General features: G+C 48.4%; 20 protein-coding genes and 1 pseudogene. 12 read left to right on the top strand and 9 right to left on the bottom strand.

Features of this window, described 5'->3' with window-relative positions:
• Positions 1-67: 67 nt before the first annotated feature.
• The gene (locus tag ACK5NH_RS09795; protein WP_416919624.1) at positions 68-2884 is read right to left on the bottom strand and encodes a prolyl oligopeptidase family serine peptidase; all 2817 of its coding nucleotides are present in this window, start codon (positions 2882-2884) and stop codon (positions 68-70) included.
• 254 nt (positions 2885-3138) lie between these two features.
• On the opposite strand from ACK5NH_RS09795, the gene ACK5NH_RS09790 reads away from it, so the two are divergent.
• Positions 3139-4149 carry an isocitrate dehydrogenase gene (locus ACK5NH_RS09790; protein WP_011717756.1) on the top strand — a complete coding sequence of 337 codons (1011 nt, stop codon included), beginning with the start codon at positions 3139-3141 and terminating at the stop codon, positions 4147-4149.
• Positions 4150-4283: 134 nt separating this feature from the next.
• On the opposite strand, the gene rlmM is transcribed toward ACK5NH_RS09790, so the two are convergent.
• The 4 genes from rlmM to ACK5NH_RS09770 all read right to left on the bottom strand — a co-directional run bounded on the left by rlmM (position 4284) and on the right by ACK5NH_RS09770 (position 7566).
• Positions 4284-5369: a 23S rRNA (cytidine(2498)-2'-O)-methyltransferase RlmM gene (gene rlmM / locus ACK5NH_RS09785; protein WP_416919622.1), complete on the bottom strand. Its 1086-nt coding sequence runs from the start codon at positions 5367-5369 to the stop codon at positions 4284-4286.
• Positions 5370-5522: 153 nt separating this feature from the next.
• Positions 5523-5915 carry a DUF423 domain-containing protein gene (locus ACK5NH_RS09780; RefSeq protein ID WP_416919620.1) on the bottom strand — a complete coding sequence of 131 codons (393 nt, stop codon included), beginning with the start codon at positions 5913-5915 and terminating at the stop codon, positions 5523-5525.
• 87 nt (positions 5916-6002) lie between these two features.
• A complete protein-coding gene (locus tag ACK5NH_RS09775) occupies positions 6003-6674 on the bottom strand; it encodes an alpha/beta fold hydrolase (RefSeq protein ID WP_416919618.1) in 672 nt (223 codons plus the stop codon).
• The gene (locus ACK5NH_RS09770; RefSeq protein ID WP_023268106.1) at positions 6655-7566 is read right to left on the bottom strand and encodes a transcriptional regulator GcvA; all 912 of its coding nucleotides are present in this window, start codon (positions 7564-7566) and stop codon (positions 6655-6657) included. The genes ACK5NH_RS09775 and ACK5NH_RS09770 overlap by 20 nt, the downstream gene beginning before the upstream one ends.
• 176 nt (positions 7567-7742) lie before the next feature.
• On the opposite strand from ACK5NH_RS09770, the gene ACK5NH_RS09765 reads away from it, so the two are divergent.
• Positions 7743-7976 carry a hypothetical protein gene (locus tag ACK5NH_RS09765; protein WP_416919615.1) on the top strand — a complete coding sequence of 78 codons (234 nt, stop codon included), beginning with the start codon at positions 7743-7745 and terminating at the stop codon, positions 7974-7976.
• Positions 7977-8090: 114 nt separating this feature from the next.
• On the opposite strand, the gene thiI is transcribed toward ACK5NH_RS09765, so the two are convergent.
• The 3 genes from thiI to pomA all read right to left on the bottom strand — a co-directional run bounded on the left by thiI (position 8091) and on the right by pomA (position 11453).
• Positions 8091-9545, bottom strand: a complete 1455-nt coding sequence (thiI, locus tag ACK5NH_RS09760; RefSeq protein WP_416919613.1) for a tRNA uracil 4-sulfurtransferase ThiI — start codon at positions 9543-9545, stop codon at positions 8091-8093.
• Between the two features lie 216 nt (positions 9546-9761).
• On the bottom strand, positions 9762-10682 hold the full coding sequence (locus tag ACK5NH_RS09755) for a flagellar motor protein MotB (protein ID WP_416919611.1): 921 nt from the start codon (positions 10680-10682) through the stop codon (positions 9762-9764).
• Between the two features lie 3 nt (positions 10683-10685).
• A complete protein-coding gene (gene pomA / locus ACK5NH_RS09750; RefSeq protein WP_416919609.1) occupies positions 10686-11453 on the bottom strand; it encodes a flagellar motor protein PomA in 768 nt (255 codons plus the stop codon).
• Between the two features lie 314 nt (positions 11454-11767).
• Here pomA and xseB point away from each other — a divergent pair, with 314 nt between their 5' ends.
• From xseB to dxs, 3 genes are read left to right on the top strand one after another with little or no spacing between them, the layout of a single operon-like run.
• Positions 11768-12007 carry an exodeoxyribonuclease VII small subunit gene (xseB, locus tag ACK5NH_RS09745; protein ID WP_416919607.1) on the top strand — a complete coding sequence of 80 codons (240 nt, stop codon included), beginning with the start codon at positions 11768-11770 and terminating at the stop codon, positions 12005-12007.
• Positions 12008-12009: 2 nt separating this feature from the next.
• Positions 12010-12891: a (2E,6E)-farnesyl diphosphate synthase gene (gene ispA / locus ACK5NH_RS09740; RefSeq protein WP_416919605.1), complete on the top strand. Its 882-nt coding sequence runs from the start codon at positions 12010-12012 to the stop codon at positions 12889-12891.
• Between the two features lie 21 nt (positions 12892-12912).
• Positions 12913-14781 carry a 1-deoxy-D-xylulose-5-phosphate synthase gene (dxs, locus tag ACK5NH_RS09735; RefSeq protein WP_416919603.1) on the top strand — a complete coding sequence of 623 codons (1869 nt, stop codon included), beginning with the start codon at positions 12913-12915 and terminating at the stop codon, positions 14779-14781.
• Between the two features lie 137 nt (positions 14782-14918).
• On the opposite strand, the gene grpE is transcribed toward dxs, so the two are convergent.
• On the bottom strand, positions 14919-15539 hold the full coding sequence (gene grpE / locus ACK5NH_RS09730) for a nucleotide exchange factor GrpE (RefSeq protein ID WP_416919601.1): 621 nt from the start codon (positions 15537-15539) through the stop codon (positions 14919-14921).
• A gap of 99 nt (positions 15540-15638) precedes the next feature.
• Between grpE and nadK the strand changes: the two genes are divergently transcribed.
• From nadK to ACK5NH_RS09695, 7 genes and pseudogenes are all read left to right on the top strand, one after another.
• The gene (gene nadK, locus ACK5NH_RS09725) at positions 15639-16517 is read left to right on the top strand and encodes an NAD(+) kinase (protein WP_084789193.1); all 879 of its coding nucleotides are present in this window, start codon (positions 15639-15641) and stop codon (positions 16515-16517) included.
• Between the two features lie 751 nt (positions 16518-17268).
• Positions 17269-18912: an L-lactate permease gene (locus ACK5NH_RS09720; RefSeq protein ID WP_416919599.1), complete on the top strand. Its 1644-nt coding sequence runs from the start codon at positions 17269-17271 to the stop codon at positions 18910-18912.
• Between the two features lie 63 nt (positions 18913-18975).
• Positions 18976-21780 carry an FAD-binding and (Fe-S)-binding domain-containing protein gene (locus ACK5NH_RS09715; protein ID WP_416919597.1) on the top strand — a complete coding sequence of 935 codons (2805 nt, stop codon included), beginning with the start codon at positions 18976-18978 and terminating at the stop codon, positions 21778-21780.
• A gap of 303 nt (positions 21781-22083) precedes the next feature.
• Positions 22084-22827 (top strand): (Fe-S)-binding protein, encoded by a 744-nt coding sequence (locus tag ACK5NH_RS09710; protein ID WP_011626788.1) that lies wholly within the window; start codon positions 22084-22086, stop codon positions 22825-22827.
• A gap of 10 nt (positions 22828-22837) precedes the next feature.
• Complete coding sequence (locus ACK5NH_RS09705; protein WP_416919595.1) at positions 22838-24232, top strand: lactate utilization protein B; 1395 nt, start codon at positions 22838-22840, stop codon at positions 24230-24232.
• A 1-nt stretch (position 24233) separates the two neighbouring features.
• Complete coding sequence (locus ACK5NH_RS09700; protein ID WP_416919592.1) at positions 24234-24803, top strand: LutC/YkgG family protein; 570 nt, start codon at positions 24234-24236, stop codon at positions 24801-24803.
• A gap of 172 nt (positions 24804-24975) precedes the next feature.
• Positions 24976-25898, top strand: a pseudogene (locus ACK5NH_RS09695) (IS5 family transposase).
• The last annotated feature ends 575 nt before the right edge of the window (positions 25899-26473 follow it).

Below are 26473 nucleotides of genomic sequence, written 5' to 3'. Positions count from 1 at the left end.
TCCTCCTTCCCCATAAAAAACGCCACCTTAAGGTGGCGTTTTTTATTCACGAAACTAAAGCAGAGAATTACTCATCATCGGCTTTATATTCGACATAGGCTTCGCCTTGGCTTAACCAAGCTGGGGCCGGTTTACCTTTAAGATAATGGTCGAAGTATTCCATCATGCGAATGCTGTAATCGAGCTTATTAGGGTATTTCTTCAGGTGATGTGGTTCATCTTCGTATTGTAAAAACACCACATCTTTACCCGCACGGCGCATGGCTAAGTACATTTCAACACCTTGCTCCCAAGGCACCGCATCGTCTTTATCGCCAAACATAATCATCAACGGCGTTTGAATACGATCGGCATAGAATACCGGCGAGTTCTCAATATACTTTTGCGGCGCAGCGAAGAGGCTTTCACCTATGCGGCTTTGACCAGTTTCGTATTGAAATTGGCGCGCAATTCCAGTGCCATGGCGAATACCACTGTAGGCGCTGGTCATGTTCGCCACAGGTGCACCGGCAACGGCGGCCTTAAACATCTTAGTTTGAGTGATGGCAAAAGCCGTTTGATAACCACTCCAAGAATGTCCTTGTAATCCAATGGCATTAGCATCGGCAATGCCCATATCAATCAGTTTCTGTACGCCAGAGGTTAGCGCTTGAACCGAACTGGCACCGGGATAACCGATATCGAAGCGAATATCTGGCAAGAATACCGCGTAACCATTATTCACATACCAAGCGAAGTTAGGTCTGTGGTTAACCTTCATTTGCGGGAAGGCATGCTGTCTGTCGGTCATAAAGCGATAGTAGTAAACCAGCACAGGATAACGCTCGCCCGCTTGATAGTTGGTCGGTTTTATCAACACGCCATCGAGCGGTTTGCCATCGCCATTGGTCCAATGCACTAATTCAGCTTGGCTCCAATTAAAGGCTTGGCGCTGCTTATCTAAATCGGTTTGCTTCACAGCATTTTGTGGAGCCTGATAACTTGCGGTATATAAGTCAGGGAACAGATCGAAGCGCTCCTTAGAAAACACCAAAGTATCCGCATCTTTACTGCGCCCAAGCACAGTGAGCTTATACTCGCCATCCATCAAGGTCTTAACGCCCGCTTCGCCTAAGGTGGCTTGATAAAAACCGTCGGCTTTGGTCTTATCGCTGTAACCATGCAGCAGCACAGTGGCATTGTAGGGCAGTGTGGTTGGCTCATCGGGATTATCGACTAAGCCTTCAACACGATATTGGATTTTTTGAGCGCGTCCCTGCCCCGCAGTTAAGGCAAATCCGCTTTTCGATGCAGTATTAAATTGCCACACATCGTATTTGTCGTAGACGAGGAAACCTGCATCGTCCTTAAGCCAAGGGCCAAAGCCATAACCCGGTGCATTGGAGGGATAATCATGGTCTTCATCGGCAAAACTCACCTTTAAAGACTTGGTCAGATTGGTGCGACGACCTTCGGCAATATCGTATAAAAACACATTACCTTGTTGATAATAGGCAACATATTTGCCATCACCCGATAGGCTCGGTTCAGAATCGTTTGGCTGTTGGGTTAACAGTGGCAACTTGCGGCCCGTATTGATATCCACCAAGTAATAGTCTTGATAAAAACCCGCCCAAGTAATCATCTTGCGATAGGGTAAGTCTGAGCTTGCCAACATATAGCGCTTATGTTGCGACTGGGTCACATCCGGTACCGTTTTATCTCCAAGCTGCACCACATTGTTTGAACCTAGATGCAGCACAGCTAAATAAGTGCGCTTTTGCTCTTTATCATACTGCTTGATTTCATGGGGTTTAATCCGCGGATCGTCCCCATGCCAGACCTTAAGCCCACGTTGGCCTGTGACTATCTCTTTGTCGTAAAGGTCTTTTTCTTCTGCGATTTTCTTCAGGCTAAGCTGCTGGCTCACCTCGGGCACACGGCCAAAGAAGAGTCGCTCACTGTCTAACGAGAAGTTTAAACTGGCGTAACGGTTTAACGTCCACTCTTTAGTGTTTGGCATTGGGCGAATTTTGCCTGAAGCGATATCGACTAGGCTTAACTCATAGCTGCGGCCATAGGGTAATTCACTCGCATCCCCTTGAGTAAAGGCCAGCCAGCGGCCATTTTTCGACAGTGAAACCGCACCAATTTGTTGGGTTTGGGACTCAAATACTGTTGATTTTTTGTAGTTTTTTAAATCAATCAGTTGCAGTTGATGTTGCTTGGCCTCGATATCATTGACTGCGGCAGCCAAGCGGCGACTGTCTTTATCGAAGTGATAGGCGGTCACATGCTCCAGCTCCACACGCTGGGACAGCGAAGATAAATTCACTAGGCTAAAACGACGCCCCTGATCGAACTTATCGACCTTCACCTTCTCAGCTTTGGGTTTGTCCTCGGCGCCTTCAGTCTTCTCTTTAGCGTCCTTCTTGGCCTCTTCGTCGGCTTCAAACCAAATGGCTAAATGCGCGCCATCGTCACTAAAGACAAATTCCTTTACCCGCTCAAATTTGGTTTGGGTGCCAGTTTGGGTGTCGAGCAGCACCATATCGGCCTTGAGCTTTTTCTTCGCTTTAGCATCGCTGGTTTCAACGGTGAGTAAGCTGGGCTTAACCGCCATCGCCACATAACGGCCTGTGTGACTCACGATAGGATCCGAGCCACCTTCAATTTGGAACGCTTTACCTGTCTGTAAATTCTTAATCAAACCATGGCTATCGCCACGATCCGGCGCCACCTCGACCGCCAACACTTGACCATTGTCAGCGATAACGGGCTTTTCGAGGGACTCAAAATGCATAATGTCGGTAAGGGTAAGCGGTTTAGTGCTAGTTTCTGCATGGGCATTCGGCAATATTCCGAGGGATAACAGCACGAGCGATGTGATAGGTAATAACTTCAATGTCTTCCTCTTTTATATAGTTGTTAGACTAAAGTAGACTTTTTTAACCATTGGCTCTCCATCATCGTTATAACCCAGTATTTTTACAAGTTTTACCCAATAAAAAATCGTGATATTGCTCACTATTTCCTGTGAAGTTTGACCAAAGATGGTTAAAATAATGGGGAGAAAAAATACCAAATTCATAGTCATGTTACCCGGCTTATCCCGGGTCGGACAATTGCAGTAACGACGAACCGTGGAAGGACTTCTCCATGTCAAAAAGAACGATAACCGTAATTCCAGGTGATGGAATTGGCCCAAGTATTATTGATTCAGCCTTAAAAATTCTTGATAAAGCTGGTTGTGATTTTGAATATGAATTTGCCGATGCAGGCTTAACCGCTCTCGAGAAGCAAGGCGAACTACTTCCGCAGCGTACTTTAGAACTTATCGAAAAAAACCGCATCACCCTGAAAGGCCCGCTGACTACACCTGTGGGTGAAGGCTTCACCTCTATCAACGTCACATTACGTAAGAAATTCGGCCTGTACGCTAACGTACGCCCAGTGTTGTCTTTCAAAGGCACACAAGCTCGTTATGAAAACATTGATATCATCACAGTGCGTGAAAACACCGAAGGTATGTACTCAGGCCACGGTCAAAAGGTTTCTGAAGACGGCACTACCGCTGAAGCCACCAGTATCGTCACTCGCCAAGGCGCTGAGCAGATCGCGACATTCGCCTACGAACTGGCCCGCAAAGAAAACCGTAAGAAAGTCACTATCGTGCACAAAGCAAACATCATGAAGTCAACTTCAGGTCTGTTCCTGAAAGTGGCCCGTGAAGTGAGCCAACGCTACCCAGACATCAAAACCGAAGAAATGATCGTCGATGCAACTTGCATGAAGTTAGTGATGAACCCAGAAAACTTCGACGTCATCGTGACCACCAACCTGTTTGGTGACATTCTGTCGGATCTGTGTGCTGGTTTAGTTGGCGGTTTAGGTATGGCTCCTGGCGCCAACATTGGCCGTGATGCTGCGATTTTCGAAGCGGTTCACGGCAGCGCGCCCGATATCGCAGGTAAAAACCTCGCTAACCCAACATCAGTGATCTTAGCCTCTATCCAAATGCTGGAATACTTAGGCATGGCTGATAAAGCCGATCTGATCCGTAAAGCCGTATCGGCAGTGATTGAAGAAGGCGACCGTACGACTCGCGATTTAGGCGGCACCCACGGCACGACTGACTTCACTCAAGCGGTGCTTGACCGTCTGTCATAATCGCTTTGCGCAAAACAAAAAACGCACCCTAGGGTGCGTTTTTTTATGGCCGCAATCTAGCTGAACAGCCAAATAAAAAGCCCCTGATATGACTTGGGGCTTCACTTACTAACAGAACGGCCAAAAACCGCTGATTAGTTCCAAGCCTGGCTCGGTCTAATCCACAGGTGCACAGTCACTTCATCACGGTCATGGTATAAGTGCTTACATTGTAACTGGAATTCGTTGATGCCGTTTTCCTTGAGGATTTCCTGCATGGTATTCAAAATCGCCATCACTTCTTTATAACGGCTCTTCATCGGCAGCTTGAGGTTGAAAATCGCTTCTTTAAACCAGCCATTGATGGCCCAAGCTTCGATCAGCTCAGCCACGCGCGCGGGTTTTTCAACCATGTCACACACTAACCAATAAATGTTTTTACGCTGTGGCTCGAAGCGGAAACCATCCTCGCGAAAATGTTTCACTTGCCCGGTTTCCATCAGCTTTTCGTTCATCGGGCCATTATCGACCGCGGAGACCATCATGCCACGACGCACCAGTTGATAGGTCCAGCCGCCAGGGCAAGCACCTAAGTCCACCGCATTCATGCCGCTGCGAACCCGCACTTCTTGCTCTTCTTTAGGCACAAACTGCGCGAAGGCTTCATCGAGTTTCAAGCTTGAGCGACTCGGCGCATCGGCAGCCATTTTCAGGCGCGGGATCCCCATAAAATAGGGTGAGCTGTTGTTGCTGAAGGAATAACCTGCGTAGGCGCGACCTGGGCCGATAAAACAGACGTGGATAATCGGACGCTTAGGATTTTCCTGTGCCAGCAAACTGCCGGATTTTTTCAAATGCTGGCGCAAAGGCACGGTAAACTTACGGCAAAATGCCGACAGCTCTTTCGCCTCGTTGGTGTCAGGGGTTTCAACCCTCAGCTCACCCGCTTTACTCACCTCACCGAGCGCCGCCACAATCGGGCTGACACGATCAGACTCGGGTAAATCGGCCAGCAGCTCGCTTGCGGAAAACATCTGACGGGCAAAAATCAGCGAATTTAACGGCAATTGCTTCACTAAGGTATCGCCGCCGTCTTCTTCAAAACATTGATATACCACGTAGGCATCGTTGTTGTTGGCCTTAACAAAGCCACCCACATTGAGCTCGGCGGCTCGCTGTTGGATTTCTGCTGCGCATTCTTTCTCATAACCTGCACGGCAAAATAAAAATAGGTTTTTCATGGAGATCCTTAAGAAATCCAAGCCATAAACATGGCCGACTATCGATTTGGGCGCCAGTATAGCAATTTCAATGCACAAAAGCCCGATTTGCTATCGGGCTTTTGTGTTATTGGCAGCATGAACGCACGGCGCAGTGGCTACGCCACACAAGCATTATGACTCGTTGCCATCCACCACTTTATGGCGCCATACGGCCGCGGCCAGCAATAACCACCCTAACAGGAAACAGCCACCACCCATTGGGGTAATAGGGCCTAACCATTTGCTACCGACCAGTGCTAAACCGTAGAGCGAGCCAGAAAACAGCACTATGCCTGCCATAAACAGGTACGCCGCCCAATCTAGCAAGCGTGAGGTTAACCACTGCCCGGCAAAGGCCACGGCAATCAGCGCAAAGGTATGATAGAAGTGATATTGCACGCCTAGATTAAACACATCAATCAGCTCAGGCGGCGCGACAGCCCTGAGTCCATGGGCACCAAAGGCGCCTAGCGCGACAGCAAAAAATCCGCTTACCGCGGCGAGTAACAACAATCCTTTACGCATTTTTACCTCCAAAAACCAATAGGCTTTACAACAGACGACGCTCTAGCTGTTACGCCTGAGCGCTTTAGGCCATATCAAGAATAAGCATTAGCCAATAAATTTTGCTGATAAATCAACAGCCAATGCAAGGTTAGCCGCTTCGGTCGTACCTGACGACTTTCTTGGGACAAAACTATGATCCCCATCGGCTAAGTATTCAATTTGTATATCACTGTTAAGTGGCCAACTTAGGATCTGCGCCTGAGTGCCAAACTTATCCCGCTCACCCTGTAGCACTAACACCGGCACTTGGCAGTCGTTTAGGGGTTCTAACCTAGGTTCACCACCCTTAAGCGGAATAAAGGGATAACCTAAGCAAATGACCCTATCGATACGGCTCGCTTGCGCGCTATCGCAGGCTAGTAACGCCGCCATGCGTCCGCCCATGGATTTGCCCATCAAGACCACACGCTTAACCTTAGGCTGAGCATGCGCCACATCGAGCATCTCACTAAAACAGACAAGCAGCTTTGGCGCTCTGTCAGGCGGGCGCTTTTTACCATCTAGGGCATTGGCCTGCATGTAGGGAAAGTTAAAGCGCATCACTTGAAAACCCTTTGCGACAAGACCTGCGGCCATTTGGCACATAAAGTCTGAATCTCGATTTGCTCCCGCGCCGTGAGCAAATAAAATCAAGGTCTCTGAGGGCTCGCCTTCTAACACATAGGCACTTGGCGCAACATCCTCGTTGACCAAGGGCTTATCCGGGCAACAACTCACTGCGTGACTCCTCGGCAAACATATCTAACATCCACTCACGGAACGCGACCACTTTACCCAGCTCGGCATGATTCTGTTGGCAGACGAGGTAATAGGCATCTTTGCTCACTAACACTTCTTGGAATGGGCACACCAGTCGACCCGCCTTTATATCGGGGCGAGCGAGTACGCTATAGCCCAGCGCCACACCTTGGCCGTGGGCCGCCGCCTGCAAAACGAGGGAGGAATGGCTAAAAATCGGCCCTTGGTTGACGTTGATATCGTGAATGCCACATTGTCTAAACCAGGCCTGCCAATCGTGACGGCTCATATCGTGCAGCAGCGTGTGGTGTTTTAAATCTTCCGGCTTAGACAAGGGCTTAGGGCCGTTTAACAGCATGGGCGAACATACGGGGATCAGCACTTCATTACGGAGTTTATCGGCGCGAAGCCCTGGCCAATTGCCTAAACCATAATAAATGGCAACGTCGACATCGTCGGTTAAGGAGCTGGCCTCTGTGTCTACCGCCTTAATTCGTACGTCAATATCGGGATTTTTTTCACTAAACTTGGACAGGCGCGGCACCAGCCACTGAATAGCAAAGCTTGGCGACATGCTCACGGTCAACGAACCAATGGCGCTGCGTGCAAGCAGCCTGTCGGTCGCATCTGCCAGTTGGGTGAAGATATCTTTAATATCGAGAAAATAGCTCTGGCCTTCTTCGGTCAGTAGCAGCGAACGATTCTTTCGGCGAAATAATTTTAATCCGAGAAAATCTTCCAGCGCTTTAATTTGATGACTCACCGCAGCCTGAGTCACAAACAATTCTTCAGCCGCTCGAGTAAAGCTCAAATGCCGTGCGGCGGCCTCAAATGCTTTAACCGCATTCAGTGGTGGTAAGCGTCTTGACATAGTGATCTCTATCTCAATTTTTAATTAGTTTTTCTAATCCGTATTGTTACATTTAATCGTTTGTAAAGGCCAGCATTTTTGATTAAATTTTGCGCCAACGAAACACATGAGTTGGACAATCTCGAACGGGTGATGGGAATGTCTGACAGCAATACTTTGTCAGCCCGGAGGCGACTATGTTCAATTTAAAATCTGCTTTTGCGTTAGTGTTAGTCACCGCACTCAGTGCCAATGTCAGCGCAAATGTTATCGATGCAGAAATTATCATCGACACCAGTGATTTACAGGCAAGCATCAATGCCGAACTGACTGCGACGATGGAAAAAATGCATGAAGAAGCGCTGCAGGATCCTACCTTATTGCTTGCCGATGAAGTGTTACCAGCCCAGCAAGTGGTCAAGACCGAATAAATTGCACTGCTGATCAGTAAAATAAAAGCCGCATTCCGATGCGGCTTTTTTGTATTAATTTACCTGCTCATTGGCACATCGAGGCCCCAATTAATGCGCGTTACTGGCTATCGCTTAAGGGCGGAAAACCTTAACATTGTGATAACCTTGCTCAATCAGGTATAGCGCCTGTAATTTACTCATCACACCACGCTCGCAGTACAACAGGTAAGTCTTCTGCTTATCGAGATCGGCAAACTGAGTCGCTAATTTGAAGAAAGGAATGCGCTTGATTTCCACGCCTTCAATCTCCAGCGGCTTGTTCTCTTCTTCCTCAGGGGCACGAATATCAATCACCACTTCATTGGTGTCGATAGCAACAACGGTTTCAGTTTCAGTGATACGCGTATTCATTTGTTCTGCTATCTCCCTGATATCAATGGCAACAGCCTGCTCAACGATACGGTCAATCAAGTCCTCAGAGAATTTGGTCTCTTCGGCCTCAACCTTAGCCAGTACCGCCTTCACGGTTGGCTTTTGCGAAATCACGCCGCAATACTCGGGCATAGATTTAGCAAAATCTTCGGTGCCGATACGGCGACATTCGTTGATGATGTCCTGCTTGTCCATGGCAATCAGCGGGCGCAGGATCAGCATATCGGTGCAGCGGTCAATCACGTTCAAGTTAGTTAAGGTTTGGCTCGATACTTGGCCTAAACTCTCACCTGTGACAATCGCCTGAATGCCCATACGCTCAGCAATACGCGCCGCGGTGCGCATCATCATACGCTTGAGCACCACGCCCATTTGACCGTTGTCGATTTTCTCTAAAATCTCGGCCACCACAGGCTCGAACGGTACAGACACAAACTTCACCTTGTGGGATTCACCATAGGTTTTCCACAAATGGTAAGCAACCTGCTTAACACCAATTTCATGCTGCGCGCCACCGAGGTTGAAGAAACAATAATGGGTACGAGCGCCCTTCTTAATAAATTGGTAGCTCGACACGCCTGAGTCAAAACCGCCTGAAATCAAAGACAACACATCTTCCTGCGTCGCCATAGGGAAGCCGCCTAAGCCTTCGATACGCTTAGTCACCATATACAGTTTATCGCCCTCGATTTCGAGGTTAACTGTCACTTCTGGGTTCTTCAAACGCACGCCAATCGCATCGGTAAACTGGTTTAAACCACCACCGACATAACGCTCGACTTCAATAGAGTTAAAATCGTGTGAGCCAGTGCGTTTTACGCGCACACAGAAGGTTTTACCGGCAATTTGGTCGCGATATACGGGTAAAACTTGCTGGTAGATATCGTCAACAGAGGTAAAGCTGTATTCATCCACTTGCACCACATGGGCGATCCCAGGAATACAGGCTAAACGCTCACCAAAGGCCTGAGCTAATTCAGGTTTATCATTTGGCACCTTTACCCAGATACGGTCCCATTGACGTTGCACTTTGGCATCTTCATCAACTTTTTTGAGCACGTTACGGATGTTGGTTTCAAGCATTTTGGTGAAGCGCATGCGCACGGGCTTGCTCTTCATCATGATTTCTGGATACAGCTTTACAATAAACTTCATGGGATTTCCGCGGGCAATTTTGTAAACAGCAAAATTGGTTAAAAGAATAATCGCCGGATTATAACAAACTCACGGCGATTGGCGCACCTGTTTCCACACTCGAGCTGCTCGTGGCGTGCGCTTATGCACAGTTGAACTTATAGTCAAAAAATCACAAATAAAAAAGCCGTGAGCAAGTCACGGCGTTTTTATCGAATTACAGGTTTGGATTAAAAGCTATTTACCTACTTGAATTTCTTCGGATTCTTTAGCTTTACCCTGTTCAATCGCAATCTCAACGCGGCGATTTCGCGCGCGGTTTTCAGGTGAGTCATTGGGCACGATGGGATTATTCGACGCCATACCGACCACTTTCATCCGCTTAGGATCGAAGCCCTTCACTTGCAGCAGCACATCGGCCACCGCCACAGCGCGTTTGCTGGAGAGATCCCAGTTCGAGCTGTATAGCTCATCGCTTATCTGCATATCATCGGTGTAACCGGATACTGTAATAATTCCTGGCACATCTTTTAGCAACTCACCCACCGAGCGCACTACAGGCTTAAACCTTGGTTGCAGGAAGCCCGATCCCGAGGCAAATGAGCCTTTCTCGCGGATACGGATAATAATTTGCTGCCCAAGTGACTCAATTTCGATCGCCCCATCGGTGATCTCATTATTGAGTTCCTGCGCCATTTTCTTCACTTGCTGATTGATTTTATCCTGCGCCGCAGCAGCTTCAGCCTTAACCGCATCCGCCGTTTCTTGGGCCGTCGCCGAGGCTTCGCCGCCCCGCTGCGAACCATTTTGCTGTTGCACACCACCCGCGCTATCATCTTCGCCCGCTTGAAAATCCAATACGGGTTCGGTCATTTCATTGGTTTGTTGGTTAATGATTTCAATCGGCGTGGGATCGGGACGGCCAGGACGAAACTCCAATGCAATCACTGACGTTCCCTTAGGAATGTCTTTGACTTCGACCTTATTTTGCACCCCGAAGGCATACTTCATCGAGCCTGCGATCTGCTTAAACTTCATCACATCCATTTCGGAGAATGACAGCAGCAGCACGAAGAAACACATCAAGAGGGACATCAAATCGGCAAATGTAGCCAACCAGAGCGGTGCTCCGGGGGGTGGACAGTTGCACTTAGCCATGGGCTACTCTCCGTCCGTTGTATCGATTTTCCGCTGTTTTTCAGCAAGATAATTCTTTAAGAAGCCTTCAATCACCCGCGGGTTTTGGCCATCTTGAATCGCCAGCACCGCATCCATAATCAAGCTACGGTTAAGCATTTCTTCACCCATACGTAGGGTGAGTTTATCGGCGATAGGAATAGCCACCATGTTAGCAACCACGGCACCATACAGCGTCGTTAACAAGGCAACCGCCATGGAGGGACCAATAGATTTAGGATCTGACATATTGGATAACATGGCCACTAGACCCACAAGGGTACCAATCATCCCCATCGCAGGGCCAACATCACCAAAGGCCCTGAAAATCGCAATCCCATTGCGGTGACGTTCTTCGGTGAGGGCGATGTCTTTTTCCAGTGCGGCACGCACCACTTCACCATCGTGACCGTCTACCAGCATATCGACGGCTTTTTGCATAAAACTGTTGGAAATTTGCGCTTCTTCAAGGGCTAGGAATCCGCCTTTACGGGCGGCATCGGCCATAGTGACAGATTGCTCGATAAGATCTTCAGGCTTATCAATCTTAAACATAAAGGCTTTGACGGCAATTTTTACCGCACCAAAAAACTGTTTAAGATTGAATTTCATCATGACGACGAAGAAGGAACCACCAAATACGATGAAGATAGAGGGCACGTCGATAAAAATTGCAATGCCGCCACTGGTGGCCATAGCCCAAATGATAAAACCAAAGCCCCCGACTAGTCCTATAACTGTAGCTAAATCCACAACGGCTCCTCAATATTCGGTATAAACGACATGATACTGACTCTATTCGCAAAATAACACAAAATGTCACCCGCATACGGGTTACACTTTGGTTTTAACCTGAGCCTTATTCTATGATGTCAAAGGATGATTATAAGCATAATGCTATTATTGTCATTTATCGGACAAGCACTAAGCAAGTTTAGCGACAATTTCAATTTTCTGAAAAAAATTCAGCAACAAAGCGTGCTATTGAGCAAATAACCGTCGACTGAATTTGACCCTTGAGTCGCCCTGATATACCTTGTGTCCGCTCTTTCAAAGGAATTATTAACGTGGCGAAGAAACCCGAAAATCTCAGTTTTGAAGAATCCCTTGGTGAACTCGAGCGCATCGTTGCCGAATTAGAACAGGGCGACGTCTCTCTGGATGATGCGTTAAAACAATTTGAACGTGGCATCAATCTGGTGCGTAACAGCCAAGCAAAACTCGAGCAAGCTCAGCAAAAAGTGGGCATTTTACTCAAACAGGATGAAAATGCGCCCCTATCTCCCTATGCCGTTGAGGGCGAATAAGCGTGTTAGTCAATGCAATAAAAGAATATCAACTACGGGTTGATGACCAATTAAAACAACGTTTTAGCACACTCGAAGACACAGCGCCGCAATTGAAAGCCGCCATGACCCATGGCGCGCTGTTAGGCGGTAAGCGTATCCGTCCCTTCCTAGTTTACAGCGTGGGGCAAATGTTTGGCGTGCCGCTAGAAAAACTCGACGCCTGCGCCGCCGCCATTGAGTGTATTCATGCTTATTCGTTAATCCATGATGATTTACCCGCCATGGACGATGACGACCTTCGTCGTGGTCAGCCCACAGTGCATATTGCCTTCGATGAGGCGACCGCAATTCTTGCTGGGGATGCACTGCAAACCTTAGCCTTTGAAATTGTTACCGAAGCTGTGTCAGGGATCAGCAGCGAGCAGCATATCGCTATGGTAAGAGCGCTGGCAAAAGCCTCGGGTTATCGTGGTATGTGTGGCGGCCAAGCGATTGACTTAGCCTCTACCGATAAGCTCATTGACCTTAAGGCCCTAACTCAACTACATAATATGAAAACGGGCGCCCTTATCAGCTGCGCCGTTGAGTTAGCCCTAATCGCCGCAAATGCGCCAAAAGATGAATATCAGACTATGATGGAATTTGCCCATGCGGTAGGACTTGCCTTCCAAGTGCAAGACGATATTCTGGACATCATTGCCACCACGGAAGAACTCGGCAAACCCCAAGGCTCTGATGCCGAGTCCAATAAGAGTACTTTTCCGCAACTACTTGGACTGCAAGGCGCCAAAGATACCGCCGCGCAACTGATCCAAGAGGCACTATCAGCGCTGGCTAAATTGCCATACAATAGCCAGTTAATCGCAGACTTCGCCCGCTATATCATTGAGCGAAGAATATAATAAGAGACGAAGTATCTCGCTATGAGTTTGGACATTTCACAGTTTCCCGTGTTGGCTCAGGCCAACACTCCTAATGAACTCCGCCAGCTTCCTCAGGCCCTGTTACCTCAATTGGCCGATGAGTTACGGGAGTTTCTTCTTAAGTCCGTTGGCATGTCCAGCGGACATTTTGCCTCTGGACTCGGCACGGTCGAACTGACTGTCGCCCTGCATTATGTCTATAACACCCCGTTTGATCGTTTGATTTGGGACGTTGGCCACCAAGCCTATCCCCATAAAATCCTCACCGGTCGCCGTGACAGAATGCATACCATTAGGCAAAAGAACGGTTTACACCCTTTCCCTTGGCGGGAAGAAAGTGAATACGACACCTTTAGCGTGGGTCACTCTGGCACATCCATCAGTGCCGCATTAGCCATGGCCGTTGCCGCCGAAAAAGAACAGGCAGGCCGTAAAGTGGTCGCCGTGATTGGCGATGGCGCCATGACGGGCGGTATGGTGTTCGAGGCCATGAATCACGCGGGTGATTTGCACAACGATATGCTGATGGTGCTGAACGATAACGAAATGTCGATTTCAGAAAACGTCGGCGCGCTCAACAATCACTTGGCACAACTAATGTCGGGCCGCCTCTACACCACGATCCGTGAAAACAGTAAGAAAGTGCTCAAGGGCATGCCAGTCATCAAAGAGATGGCCAAGCGCACCGAAGAGCACCTCAAAGGTATGGTAGTGCCTGGCACCCTGTTTGAAGAGTTAGGCTTTAACTATATCGGCCCAATTGATGGCCACGATGTCGACGCCCTAGTGGAAACCCTGCGCAATATGCGCTCTCTGAAGGGTCCACAAGTGCTGCATATCATGACTAAAAAAGGTCGCGGCTATGAGCCTGCCGAAAAAGACCCTATCGGTTGGCACGCGGTACCTAAATTTGACCCATCACAATTTAAAAAGCCAGCCACTAAGCCGGGACTGCCAACCTTCTCCCAAGTGTTTGGCAAATGGTTATGTGATATTGCCGCGCAGGACGAAAAAGTCTTAGGCATTACCCCTGCCATGCGTGAAGGTTCGGGCATGGTGGAATTTTCGCAGCGCTTCCCGAAACAATATTTCGATGCCGCCATTGCCGAGCAGCATGCGGTGACTTTAGGTGCCGGATTTGCCTGTGAAGGCTTTAAGCCTGTGGTCGCCATTTACTCGACCTTCCTGCAACGGGGTTATGACCAGCTGATCCACGATGTGGCACTACAGCGTTTGCCTGTATTGTTCGCCATTGACCGTGGCGGTATCGTCGGTGCCGACGGCCCAACCCACCAAGGAGCGTTCGATTTAAGCTTTATGCGCTGCATTCCGAATATGGTGATCATGGCGCCATCGGATGAAAATGAATGTCGCCAGATGCTGTATACCGGTTATTGCTACGATGCAGGCCCGAGCGCGGTGCGTTATCCAAGGGGCAGCGCCACTGGCGCGACTCAGGTAGAAGCCATGACGGCACTGCCGATCGGTAAAGGCGTGATTAAGCGTTTAGGCAAACGTATCGCCATGCTGAACTTTGGTACCACTTTAGCTGCCGCCTTAACCGCCGCAGAAAGCTTAGATGCCACCGTCGTCGATATGCGCTTTGTTAAGCCATTAGATGCGGATTTAGTCAAAGAGATGGCGCAAACCCACGATGTGCTAGTCACAGTGGAAGAAAACGCCATTATGGGCGGCGCAGGCTCTGGTGTATTAGAACTGCTGCAAAAGCTTAAAATGCCAAAACCTGTGCTACAAATCGGCCTACCCGATGAGTTTATTAAACACGGCTCACCGGAAGAAGTGACCCATGATTTACAACTCGATGCCGAAGGCATGTTAGCGCAGATTAATGCCTTTCTTGCCGATTGAGTGTTGATGGGGGCTAAGCTCCCAGCAACAATGCAAAGCGTGATGAATCGCGATTAGCAGGCAAATAACAGACAAATAAAAAGGACTACCTCGGCAGTCCTTTTTATTACTTAACGCTTAACACTCGACGCGTTAACTTAGGCTTCGATATTAATTGAAGCGGATTCTTGGCTAGGGCCGCCCTGTGACACCATAACCATGGCTGGACGCAATAAACGGCTGTTTAGCTCATAACCCTTCTGCATCACTAACATCACAGTATTGGCAGGGAATTCAGCACTTGGCTGCATACCAATAGCTTGATGTTGGTCAGGGTTGAAGGCTTGCCCCTGTGGATCGATAGGTTTTACCCCAAACTTAGCCACGGCGGTCAAGAAGCTCTTTTGCGTGAGCTCAACACCTTCAAACAGCGCTTTGGTGGTTTCGTCCTGTGGATTAGTACCTTGCAGCGCACGTTCCATATTGTCTAACACTGGCAGTAATTCGTTGGCAAATTTCTCCAATGCAAATTTGTTAGCCTTTTCCACATCCATCGCAGCGCGGCGACGAATGTTATCTACTTCGGCAGCAGCACGGATAACTGAATCTTTTTGCTCTTCAACTTTCGCCAAAGCGTCAGCGAGTAACTGTTCCAGCTCTTCAATACGGAAATTGGCTTGGGTAAGCTCGTCAATCAGACTCGCTTCTTCGGTAGAAACTTCAGACTCTACACCCTCTTGGATCAGATCCTGTTCTGCTTTAATCGACTCGTTGCTCATTTTCACTCCAGCTAAAAATGCTTTGTTTCTAAATACTCTGGGCATATTATGGGGATCAATTTTGACGTTTCAAGGCCTAAGGCCAGATCTAGCATAAATATGACCACAAAGTTCCACACCATTGGCCTGATTGGCAAACCGCACCACCCAGGGACAAATCAAACCCTCAAACGTCTGCACCACTGGCTGACGGTGCAAGGGTATGAAGTCCTCGTGGAAGAGCGCGTTGCCAGCGAGTTAGGGACCAATATCGTCGCGGTCGATTTATTAGAGATTGGCGCACGCTGCGATTTAGCCATAGTCGTGGGTGGCGATGGCAATATGCTTGGCGCCGCCAGAGTGCTGGCCCGCTTCGATGTGGGCGTGATTGGTGTAAACCGTGGCAACTTGGGCTTTTTAACGGATTTACCTCCCGATGCCTTTGAAGAAGCGCTCGCCAAAGTGCTCGATGGGGAATTTGATACCGAGCACCGCTTTTTACTCGAGGCCGAGGTCTATCGCCATGGCATGTTAAAAGCGAGCAATACCGCCGTTAATGAAGCGGTGCTGCACCCGGGTAAAATCGCCCATATGATTGAATTTGAAGTCTATATAGACAATCAATTCATGTACAGCCAGCGCGCCGACGGCATGATAGTCTCAACGCCGACAGGTTCTACCGCCTATGCCCTGTCGGCAGGTGGCGCTATCCTCACTCCCAATCTACAGGCATTAATCCTAGTGCCTATGTTTCCGCATACCTTGTCGTGTCGCCCTATTGTGGTCGATGCCTGCAGCACCATTAAGATGGTCGTTTCCCCTGAAAATGGCGAAAATTTAGAGGTAAGCTGCGATGGCCACGTGCATTTAGCTGTATTGCCCGGCGATGAAATCATAGTGCGCCGTAGTTCTGAGCAACTCAGGCTTATCCATCCTAAAGGTCATAATTACTTCCATGTGTTACGAAGCAAACTCGGCTGGGGCAGTAAGTTGTTTTAAGCTCACCAGATTAAAGCCCATCCAACTCGCGCTGGGCTTTCATTGTAAATCACAAAAGATAATGGCTAACAGCTGTTGTTAACACTATGGAGCTTAACGGCTGCGAGGCTGTAAACAGCTTTACTAATCGTTATTAAATTTCAAATTAAAACAAATTTCATTAAGTGACATTCATCACGTGAAATTTAGTTATCACTAAAACTTGATCGCGATCTCATTATTTTTCGCTGCACAAAGCCAAATAAAAACTGATAAATTCATTAGGTTACCAAATATCATTCAACCGAGATATTTTCTGCGCCATATAAAAACGAGATGCAAATCACACCTTAATATTGTCTTAAAAATTCATTAAGCGCTCATTAATGAAATAAATGGATCAGTTAATTGCAATACTGATAGCTAATTTAGCGAATATGTCGATTTTTAGAACTTGAAGGAATAGAAGTTAGCAAAAAATCCCAATATCGAAATATAAAAAACTGCCTTCAAGTGATATGGATCACAGTTAAGAAAATCCCATGAGAGAAGCCTCCCGCAGCACTGTAAATTAGCATTTTATACAGCAGCCAAAATGATCTAGATCATATTAGTTAAGCCCCGAATAGCGTCTAGTACACACCACAGAATGTTGTGACTCATGGTATTGGCAGTGAAAACTGCTGATTTATCAGTCGGAGAGTCTGACAGGAAAACACTAGCAAGCTCCAAATATAAATAATAAGACAGACCACTTTATGTAGAGGCAAGCATGACAATACTTCAACTCCTCGCCAGCTTGACGCCAGTAATCAGTGTAATGATCTTTCTCGTATTACTCAGAATGCCAGCGTCCAAAGCTATGCCCATCTCCATGGTAATCACAGCGCTTGCCGCCGTGTTTATTTGGCAAATGGATACCACGCTGTTAGCCGCATCGGTTCTCGAAGGACTGCTGTCAGCCATCACTCCCTTAACCATCATCTTCGGCGCGGTATTCCTGCTCAACACCCTGAAATACTCGGGGGCCATGGATACTATCCGTGCGGGCTTCACTAACATCAGTGCCGACGCCCGTGTGCAGGTGATCATCATCTGTTGGTTATTCGGAGCCTTTATTGAAGGTAGTGCTGGCTTTGGGACTCCTGCCGCGATTGGTGCGCCGCTGCTAGTATTACTGGGTGTTCCCCCAGTTGCCGCCGCGGTTGTGGCCTTGATTGCCGACTCAGCCTGCGTATCCTTCGGAGCGATCGGTCTACCAGTGCTATTTGGTATGGAGCAAGGTTTAACCCAAGGCGGTGTAAGCTTGGCAGCTGAGCAGTTCGCAGCCCATGGCGGTAGCTACGTTGGTTATGCTCGCTTTATCGTGATGCATATGATCACTATCGACTTAGTTACAGGTACCTTAATCCCACTGGTCATGGTGACCATACTGACAGGATTCTTTGGCCGCAATAAATCTTTTAAAGAAGGTTTAGCGATTTGGAAATTTGCGATTTTCGCCGGTCTTGCCTTTACCGTCCCAGCATGGATTATCAACTATCTTGCAGGTCCTGAATTCCCATCTGTTATCGGTTCATTGGTCGGTATGGCCTTAGTCATCCCTGTTGCCCGTAAAGGCTACCTATTACCAAAAACCCCTTGGAATGACTTTGCCGAAAATGATACTCAAGAAGGCGCAAAAATAGAGACTACTGCTAAGTTCTCACAAATTGCCGCTTGGACACCTTATATCATCATGGCTGCGCTATTAGTGTTATCACGTACCGTTGCGCCACTAAAAGCTTGGTTATCCAGTTTCAACATCAGCTGGACAGGCCTAATGGGCACTGAGCTTAAAGCCAGTTTTGCAACCTTATATGCTCCTGGCGCCTTCTTCGTGGCCGTGTGTATCTTAGGTTTCTTCCTATTCAAGATGAAAAGCCCTGCGATTAAGCAATCCATCGGCGTTTCATGCAAGTCTATGTTACCGACTATCATTTCATTAGGCGCATCCGTGCCTATGGTGAAAATCTTCTTAAACTCAGGTGTTAATGGTGCTGGTCTTGCGTCTATGCCAGTCGCCTTAGCTGATATGTTAGGCCAATCTATGGGCGCTGTTTGGGCATGGATGGCACCGATTGTGGGGATTTTTGGTGCGTTCCTATCAGGTTCAGCCACCTTCTCCAACATGATGTTCTCCAGCCTACAATATAGTGTGGCCGACAACATTGGCATGAACCACACATTGGTATTAGCACTACAAGGTATCGGTGCTAACGCGGGTAACATGATGTGTGTAATGAACGTGGTGGCAGCTGCGACCGTTGTGGGTATGGCGGGTAGAGAATCTGAAATCATCCGTAAAACTATGCCTGTTGCCATTGGCTACGCGTTACTTGCAGGCACTATCGCAACACTTTGGGGTGGCTTCTAAGCCAATCTAAACCTAAGGCCGCGTTGGCGGCCTTAGTCATTTTTAGCGTTGAGAGAGTAACTTATGTCTATTAATTATGACGCTGTTTATAAAGAACTAATTCAACAACTCGGTGAGTCAGCCGTCTCAAATGACCCTGTGCGCCGCTTTGCTTGGTCAACGGATGCCAGTTATTTCCGTATTGTGCCAGAAATCGTCGTTCACGCAGATACCCTAGAACAAGCCAAACAGACCTTAGCCATCGCCCGCGCCCATAAAGTGCCAGTAACCTTCCGTGCGGCGGGTACCAGTTTATCGGGACAAGCCATTGGTGAAGGGATTTTATTGATCTTGGGCCACGATGGTTTTAGAACCATAGAAATCAGTTCTGACAGCAATAAGATCACTTTAGGCGCGGCGGTGATTGGTGCCGATGCCAACGCGGCGCTCAAGCCACTCAATAAAAAAATCGGTCCCGATCCCGCAACACTTGCCTCGGCCATGGTCGGCGGTATCGTTTCTAACAACGCCTCTGGCATGTGCTGTGGTACCGCGCAAAACAGTTACCAGACTATCGCGTCCGCTAAACTACTGTTTGCCGATGGCACTGAGCTCAACACGGGTTGTGATAAGTCTAAGGCCGCCTTTACTCAAAGCCACGGCGAGCTACTCGATTCTCTGACCTCCCTCGCTAAGCTGACCCGCAGTAATGAAGTATTAGCGCAGCGTATTCGCAAGAAATACTCCATCAAAAATACGACTGGCTATAGCATCAATGCCCTCGTGGATTTTGAAGACCCGTTCGATCTGATTAACCACCTCATCGTCGGCGCCGAAGGTACCTTAGCCTTCGTCGAAGAAGTCACTTACCACACGGTCGATGAAGCCAAGTTTAAAGCCTCGGCCATGGCGGTATTTTTCAACATGGTGGATGCGGCGAGTGCCATTCCGCCGATTATTGGCGATAGCGTTGCCGCCGCCGAATTACTCGACTGGGCATCCATCAAGGCCGTCACCGGCAAAAAAGGCATGCCAGACTGGCTCAATGAGCTGCCAGAAGGCGCGGCGATTCTATTGATTGAATCCCGCGCTAACGATGCCCAAACCTTAGAAAGCTATACCCAAGATGTGATTACCAAACTCGCGCACATCAAAACCGAGCGCCCGATTAGCTTCAGTAGCGACGCCAACGTGTACAGTAAATACTGGGCAATGCGCTCAGGCCTGTTCCCCATTATCGGTGGCGAGCGACCAAAGGGCAGCTCAGTCATTATCGAAGACGTGGCCTTTAACGTTGAGCATTTAGCCGCCGCAGCCGCCGATTTAACCGAGCTATTCCATAAGCACGGCTATCCCGAAGGCGTAATTTACGGCCATGCACTGGCGGGTAACTTCCACTTTATTATCACCCCGACTTTCGCCTCCCAAGCCGATATCGAGCGCTTCCAAGGCTTTATGCAAGATGTGGCCGAAATGGTGATCCATAAGTACGATGGCTCGATGAAGGCCGAACACGGTACTGGCCGCGCCGTCGCACCTTTTGTGGAAATGGAATGGGGCGCCGATGCTTACACTCTGATGAAACGCATCAAGCATATTTTCGACCCAGAAGGCCTGCTCAACCCCGGCGTGATCTTGAACGACGACAGTACAGTGCACGTCAAAAACATCAAGCCTTGTCCTGTGGTCGATGACTTTGTCGATAAGTGTATCGAGTGTGGTTTCTGCGAAAAGACCTGCCCGACTTCGGCGCTGAACTTCTCACCGCGGCAACGGATCGCCACCCTGCGTGAAATTGAACGCTTAGAGCAGTCTGGCGATAAAGTCGCCGCCGATAAAATGCGTGCCGATGCCAAGTATGATGTGATTGATACCTGCGCAGCTTGTCAGCTCTGTACTATCGCCTGCCCTGTCGACAACAGCATGGGTCAGTTAGTGCGTAAGCTGCGCACGCCTTATATCAGCACCACTGAGCAAAAAGTGTTGGATTTCCAAGCCAAACACTTCGGCGCCGTCAACCAAGTGATCAGCACAGGCTTTGATGTGTTGGGAGTCATCCATAAAATCACTGGCGATGGTATCACCAACGCGCTGATGAAAACCGGCCGCTTACTCTCCAAAGAAGTGCCCTATTGGAATCCTGATTTCCCGAAAGGCGGTAAACTGCCTAAACCGTCGCCCGCCAAAGCAGGTCAAGAAACCGTGGTTTACTTCCCTGCCTGTGGTGGTCGCACCTTTGGCCCAACACCGAAGGATCCCGATAATCGCACTTTACCTGAGGTAGTCGTCACGCTACTTGAACGTGCGGGCTATAACGTTATTACCCCAGAGAAGACCCGCGATTTATGCTGCGGCCAGATGTGGGAATCTAAGGGCGACTTTAAAAACGCCGACGCTAAACGCCAAGAGCTTATCGATGTGGTCAGCAAGATGAGTAATGGCGGCAAAATCCCAGTATTAGTCGATGCTCTGTCTTGTACCTATCGTACCCTCACGGGTAACCCTCAGGTGCAAATCACCGACTTGGTTGAGTTTATGCACGACAAGCTGCTGGATAAGCTGAGCATCAACAAAAAGGTCAATGTGGCTCTGCACTTAGGTTGTAGTGCTCGTAAGATGAAGTTAGAGCCTAAGATGCAAGCCATTGCCGATGCTTGTTCGAGCCAAGTACTCAAACCTGCGGGCATTGATTGTTGTGGTTACGCCGGTGAAAAAGGCCTGTATAAGCCAGAAATCAACGCCAGCGCACTGCGTAATATCAAAAAGCTCATTCCTGTCGAGATTAAGGAAGGCTATTACGCCAACCGTATGTGTGAGGTCGGCTTAACGCAGCACAGTGGCATTTCCTACCGCCACTTAGCGTATCTGCTCGAAGAGTGCAGCCGCTAAAACACTGAATAAACGGGGCTAGGGTTAGCCCCGTTTTTCTTAAGAAGAAAACTATTCTCATTTATCGACTAACACAATAAAAACAGGAGCCAAACCACAAAATAAAAACCTAAATAAATAATTAAAAATCAATATATTAAAATATTCTCATTTTTGAAAAAATCAACAGGGTCATTTACTAAATTAGCGCTACTTATTTACTTAAGATAAGCCTATATTTGATCAACTACCTTAGCATTTGTGTGGACTTTGGGGTCACAATGCAAGGCAATGTCGTTCACTAACAAGAAAGAGAAAAACACAATGAAAATCGCTCTTTTCATCCCGTGTCTCGTTAACCAAATGATGCCAGACGTGGCGATTGCAACCCTGGAATTACTGGAAAAACTCGGACACCAAGTGATTCTACCCGCAGGCCAAACTTGCTGTGGCCAACCTATGACCAACTCGGGTTGCTTCGATGCAGCACGCAGTACTACCTTGAAATTACTCAATGCTTTCAAGGGAGTGGAATGTGATGCCATTGTTTGCCCTGCCGCCTCTTGTTTAGTGGCCGCCAAAGAGAACTTCCACGAGTTTGACAACAGCCCTGAAGCCCAAGCCGTTATCGACAAACTCTATGAACTGACCGAGTTCCTCCACGATGTCGCCCCAATCCCCGCCTTCAACAAGCCTTTTGCCCATAAGATCAGCCTGCAACTGAGCTGCCACGGCATTCGTATGTTGAGCCTTGCCACACCGAGCGAGCAAATGGGCCCACGATTCAACAAGGTAGAAGCCGTGCTCGCCAATATCGCCGGAATCGACATTGTGTATCCAGACCGTCGCGACGAATGCTGTGGCTTTGGTGGAACTTTTGCCGTTGATGAAGGCGCCGTATCCGCCAAGATGGGTAAAGATAAGGCCCAAGCCCACGCGGCAACGGGCGCGCAATATGTGGTTGGCTTCGACCCTTCATGCCTATTACACCTCGATGGCATGATCCGCAGACAACAATTGCCAATTGAAATTCGCCACATAGCGCAAGTGCTTAACGCCGCGCTCTAGGAGACCCACTATGGCATATCAACATAATCACGAGGCAACGGGTTCACAGGTTCACGCCCACAAGGCCGATATTTTCTGCCGTGATGAAACCCGTGTTGACTGGCACTCAAAAGCCCTTTGGGTGCTGCGGGAAAAACGTGACCGCGCCGCAGGCAGCTTACCCGAGTGGGAACAACTGCGTCAGTTAGGCTCCGAAATCAAGCTGCATACCTTAACCAACCTTGCACAATACCTTGAAACCTTCGAGCAAAACTGCCTTGCCAATGGTATCAAAGTCCACTGGGCAAAGGATGGCGCCGAGCACAACCGTATCGTGCACGACATCTTAGCTAGCCATAAAGTGAAGAAGTTAGTTAAGTCTAAATCCATGCTCACCGAGGAATGTCACCTCAATCCTTACTTAGAGCAACGTGGAATTGAAGTCATCGACACCGACTTGGGCGAGCGGATTATTCAGCTGGCAAAAATGCCGCCTTCGCACATTGTGGTGCCCGCCATCCACATGAAGAAAGAAGAAGTGGGCGATCTGTTCCATGACAAATTAGGCACTAAGACAGGCGAGTCCGATCCGCTTTATTTGACCCGCGCTGCCCGTGCTCATTTACGTGAGCAATTCCTCAGCGCCGATGCCGCCATGACAGGGGTAAACATGGCGATTGCCGATAAGGGCGCCGTGGTCGTTTGTACCAACGAAGGTAACGCCGATATGGGCGCGAACCTGCCCAAGTTGCAGTTGCATTCAATGGGTATCGACAAAATTGTCCCCAATATCGACAGCGCCGCCGTGTTACTGCGCACCCTAGCGCGTAACGCAACCGGTCAACCCGTCACCACCTATAGCGCCTTCTACCGTGGGCCACAGGTCGATGGCGAGATGCATGTCATCATCGTCGATAACGGCCGTACAGAGATGCTCAAGGATAAAATCCTTGCCGAATCATTGAAATGTATTCGCTGCGGCGGCTGTTTAAATACTTGCCCTGTGTATCGCCGCTCCGGTGGTTACAGTTACAACTACACTATTCCCGGCCCGATTGGGATTGCCGTAGGTGCCAAGCATGATGACACTAACTCCATCGCTTGGGCTTGTACCCTGTGTGGCAGTTGTACTTATATCTGCCCGACTAAGGTGCCGCTCGATAAGATTATTTTCCACCATCGACGCCTTAAGGCCGAAGCAGGAAAACTCCCCTATGGCAAAAATGGTTATATGCCATTAGTGGGTAAATTTATGGCAAGCACTACCCTGCTCAATTGCTCAATGGGTGCGGCCCGTACCGCCCTGCGCATTCTGCCTGGCAGTCTGCTCAAACCCTTTAGCGGTGCCTGGGGTAAATACCGGGAACTGCCAGTCGCCCCTAACTCCAGCTTCGAAGCTTGGTTTAAGAAACACAGGAGCCTATAAGATGTCTAGTAAGCACGAAATTCTCAATGCGCTCAAACTGTCGGCTTTAACAAACCATCCAATGCCAAGCATCGATGTAGCCCCAAGGGTGGAAGATCTGGTTAGCCAGTTTGAAACCAATCTTAAAACCGTGGCGGGCACGCTGCATCGCGAAGGCGGTCTTGCGGCGCTGCAAGCCAAAGTGGATGAGCTTGTCGCCCAAGGCTTACAGGTTATCTCCCTCGTTGAAGGCGTCACGGCGAACCGTGAAGTACCGCCAACCGCCCACGAACTTAGGGATATCGATTATGCGGTAATTCCTGGGGATGTTGGCGTTGCCGAAAATGGTGCCATTTGGGTGAACAATAAGAATATAGGCCACAGAGTGACGCCTTTTATCTGTGAAAACCTGATCTTAGCGCTACCGAGCACTAAAATTGTCCCCAATATGCATCAAGCCGCAAAAGACATTAACTTAGATGCCGGTGAGTTTGGTGTGTTTATCGCGGGCCCCTCGAAAACCGCCGATATCGAGCAAGCCCTTGTCGTCGGTGCCCATGGTGCCTGCAGCTTAAATGTGTATCTGGTTTAATTGCTAGCACGCTATAAACCACTAAAAGCCGCCTTAAATGGCGGCTTTTTATTGGGATAAATCTTTAAATTTGACTAATTGAGACTATCGAGAGCTTTGTTTCCTAAATCGGTTGAACTAAAGCTGTAGCCGCTGATCTGATCGACACAGCCTATCAACTACCCCCTCAACCGTGCCAAAACCTCGCTATAAAACAACCAACTGGAAGCAATACAATCAAGCTTTAATCAATCGTGGCTCACTTACCTTCTGGATTGATGAAGGCGCTATTGCCCAGTGGAAGGCCAATGCAGAGCAACCTGGGAAAGGTCGCCCTCGCGTGTTTAGCGACTTAGCCATTACCACTGCGCTGATGGTTAAACGTGTTTTCTCTGTGCCACGGCGAGCGCTGCAAAGCTTCATTAACTCGGTGTTTAAATTGGGTGGCATTCCGCTAATGTGTCCACATTACACTTGCATCAGCAAACGCGCAAAAACGGTCAATATTGCTTTTAAAACCAAGACTCGCGGCATCATCGAGCACTTGGCTATCGACTCCACAGGCTTAAAGGTTTACGGCGAAGGTGAGTGGAAAGTGAAGAAACATGGTACAGATGGCAAACGCCGAGTGTGGCGTAAACTACACATTGCCGTTGATACACATACTCACGAGCTCATTGGTGCAGAACTCAGCTTATCAAATGTGACCGACGCTGAAGTCATGCCGAATTTGCTCAAACAAACCCATCGAAAAATCCGCATTATCTCAGGTGATGGTGCTTACGACACAAGAGCCTGTCACGATGCCGTTCTTAGAAAACGCGCTTTAGTACTCATTCCACCGAGGGAAGGTGCCGCACTCTGGGAATCAGGACATCCACGTAACTTAGCAGTCAGTTGGCAACAACTTCTGGTTCAAATAAACAGTGGGAGAAGCGCTATGGGTATCATCGTCGGTCGATCTCAGAAACTGCCATGTACAGGGTGAAGCAACTATTAGGTGGCAGATTAAGCTTGCGAAATTATAACGGTCAGGTAGGAGAAACTTACGCGATGATAAGGGCGTTGAACAAGCTCACAGGGCTAGGTATGCCTGAAACTCACTATGTAATTTGAAATTTGAACAATTATGAGGGGCTTTGTTCGCTGAGTCGATTTAGGAAACAAAGCCTCATCAGAGATGATGCCACCTGAACGCTGCGAGATGGTAAAAGGTGCATTAGCAGCAAAGCATTTACATTGGCTTTTCAGGCGTTCAAATCAGTAGAAGCGATTATCACTTTTATTGGAAAACTCACATTAGAATGTCTAATTGCAGATTGATTGATACGGTTAACAAGCAACTAAAACAATGGTTGCTTTGAACAGATTTTGGCTATCATCGGAACCGTTAGTGTGTTTACCTAATTTACTTGGAGCAGGAATTAAAACTACGCATCATGCCAATGAAAGGCCAAACCACTGAAAAACAAGAATAATTAACAATATCAAAGAACACCATTGTGATATATTCAACCGGGTAATCCGCAGAAAAATGCTTACTATAGAGCAATATATAGCAGGGACAGATATATTTGTGTCTATGTCAGAGGAACAATAACTTACCACTAAGTGGCAATGGCTTTAATAATAAAAAACCTAAAATGCTAGTTGTTTAGATAACACCAATGTGGCACTTAGCATACTGCACA

It is taken from the genome of Shewanella sp. (assembly GCF_047975355.1).
Taxonomy (GTDB): domain Bacteria; phylum Pseudomonadota; class Gammaproteobacteria; order Enterobacterales; family Shewanellaceae; genus Shewanella.
Note: the sequence above shows the minus strand (reverse complement) of the source record. Positions and strands in the feature narration are given on the sequence as shown.

What these genes read in the sequence shown, in the direction of transcription:
- ACK5NH_RS09790 (WP_011717756.1), top strand. Translation starts at nt 3,139, where the DNA reads ATGTCAAAAAGAACGATAACCGTAATTCCAGGTGATGGAATTGGCCCA.
- rlmM (WP_416919622.1), bottom strand. Translation starts at nt 5,369, where the DNA reads ATGAAAAACCTATTTTTATTTTGCCGTGCAGGTTATGAGAAAGAATGC.
- ACK5NH_RS09780 (WP_416919620.1), bottom strand. Translation starts at nt 5,915, where the DNA reads ATGCGTAAAGGATTGTTGTTACTCGCCGCGGTAAGCGGATTTTTTGCT.
- ACK5NH_RS09770 (WP_023268106.1), bottom strand. Translation starts at nt 7,566, where the DNA reads ATGTCAAGACGCTTACCACCACTGAATGCGGTTAAAGCATTTGAGGCC.
- ACK5NH_RS09765 (WP_416919615.1), top strand. Translation starts at nt 7,743, where the DNA reads ATGTTCAATTTAAAATCTGCTTTTGCGTTAGTGTTAGTCACCGCACTC.
- thiI (WP_416919613.1), bottom strand. Translation starts at nt 9,545, where the DNA reads ATGAAGTTTATTGTAAAGCTGTATCCAGAAATCATGATGAAGAGCAAG.
- ACK5NH_RS09755 (WP_416919611.1), bottom strand. Translation starts at nt 10,682, where the DNA reads ATGGCTAAGTGCAACTGTCCACCCCCCGGAGCACCGCTCTGGTTGGCT.
- dxs (WP_416919603.1), top strand. Translation starts at nt 12,913, where the DNA reads ATGAGTTTGGACATTTCACAGTTTCCCGTGTTGGCTCAGGCCAACACT.
- grpE (WP_416919601.1), bottom strand. Translation starts at nt 15,539, where the DNA reads ATGAGCAACGAGTCGATTAAAGCAGAACAGGATCTGATCCAAGAGGGT.
- nadK (WP_084789193.1), top strand. Translation starts at nt 15,639, where the DNA reads ATGACCACAAAGTTCCACACCATTGGCCTGATTGGCAAACCGCACCAC.
- ACK5NH_RS09720 (WP_416919599.1), top strand. Translation starts at nt 17,269, where the DNA reads ATGACAATACTTCAACTCCTCGCCAGCTTGACGCCAGTAATCAGTGTA.
- ACK5NH_RS09715 (WP_416919597.1), top strand. Translation starts at nt 18,976, where the DNA reads ATGTCTATTAATTATGACGCTGTTTATAAAGAACTAATTCAACAACTC.
- ACK5NH_RS09710 (WP_011626788.1), top strand. Translation starts at nt 22,084, where the DNA reads ATGAAAATCGCTCTTTTCATCCCGTGTCTCGTTAACCAAATGATGCCA.
- ACK5NH_RS09705 (WP_416919595.1), top strand. Translation starts at nt 22,838, where the DNA reads ATGGCATATCAACATAATCACGAGGCAACGGGTTCACAGGTTCACGCC.
- ACK5NH_RS09700 (WP_416919592.1), top strand. Translation starts at nt 24,234, where the DNA reads ATGTCTAGTAAGCACGAAATTCTCAATGCGCTCAAACTGTCGGCTTTA.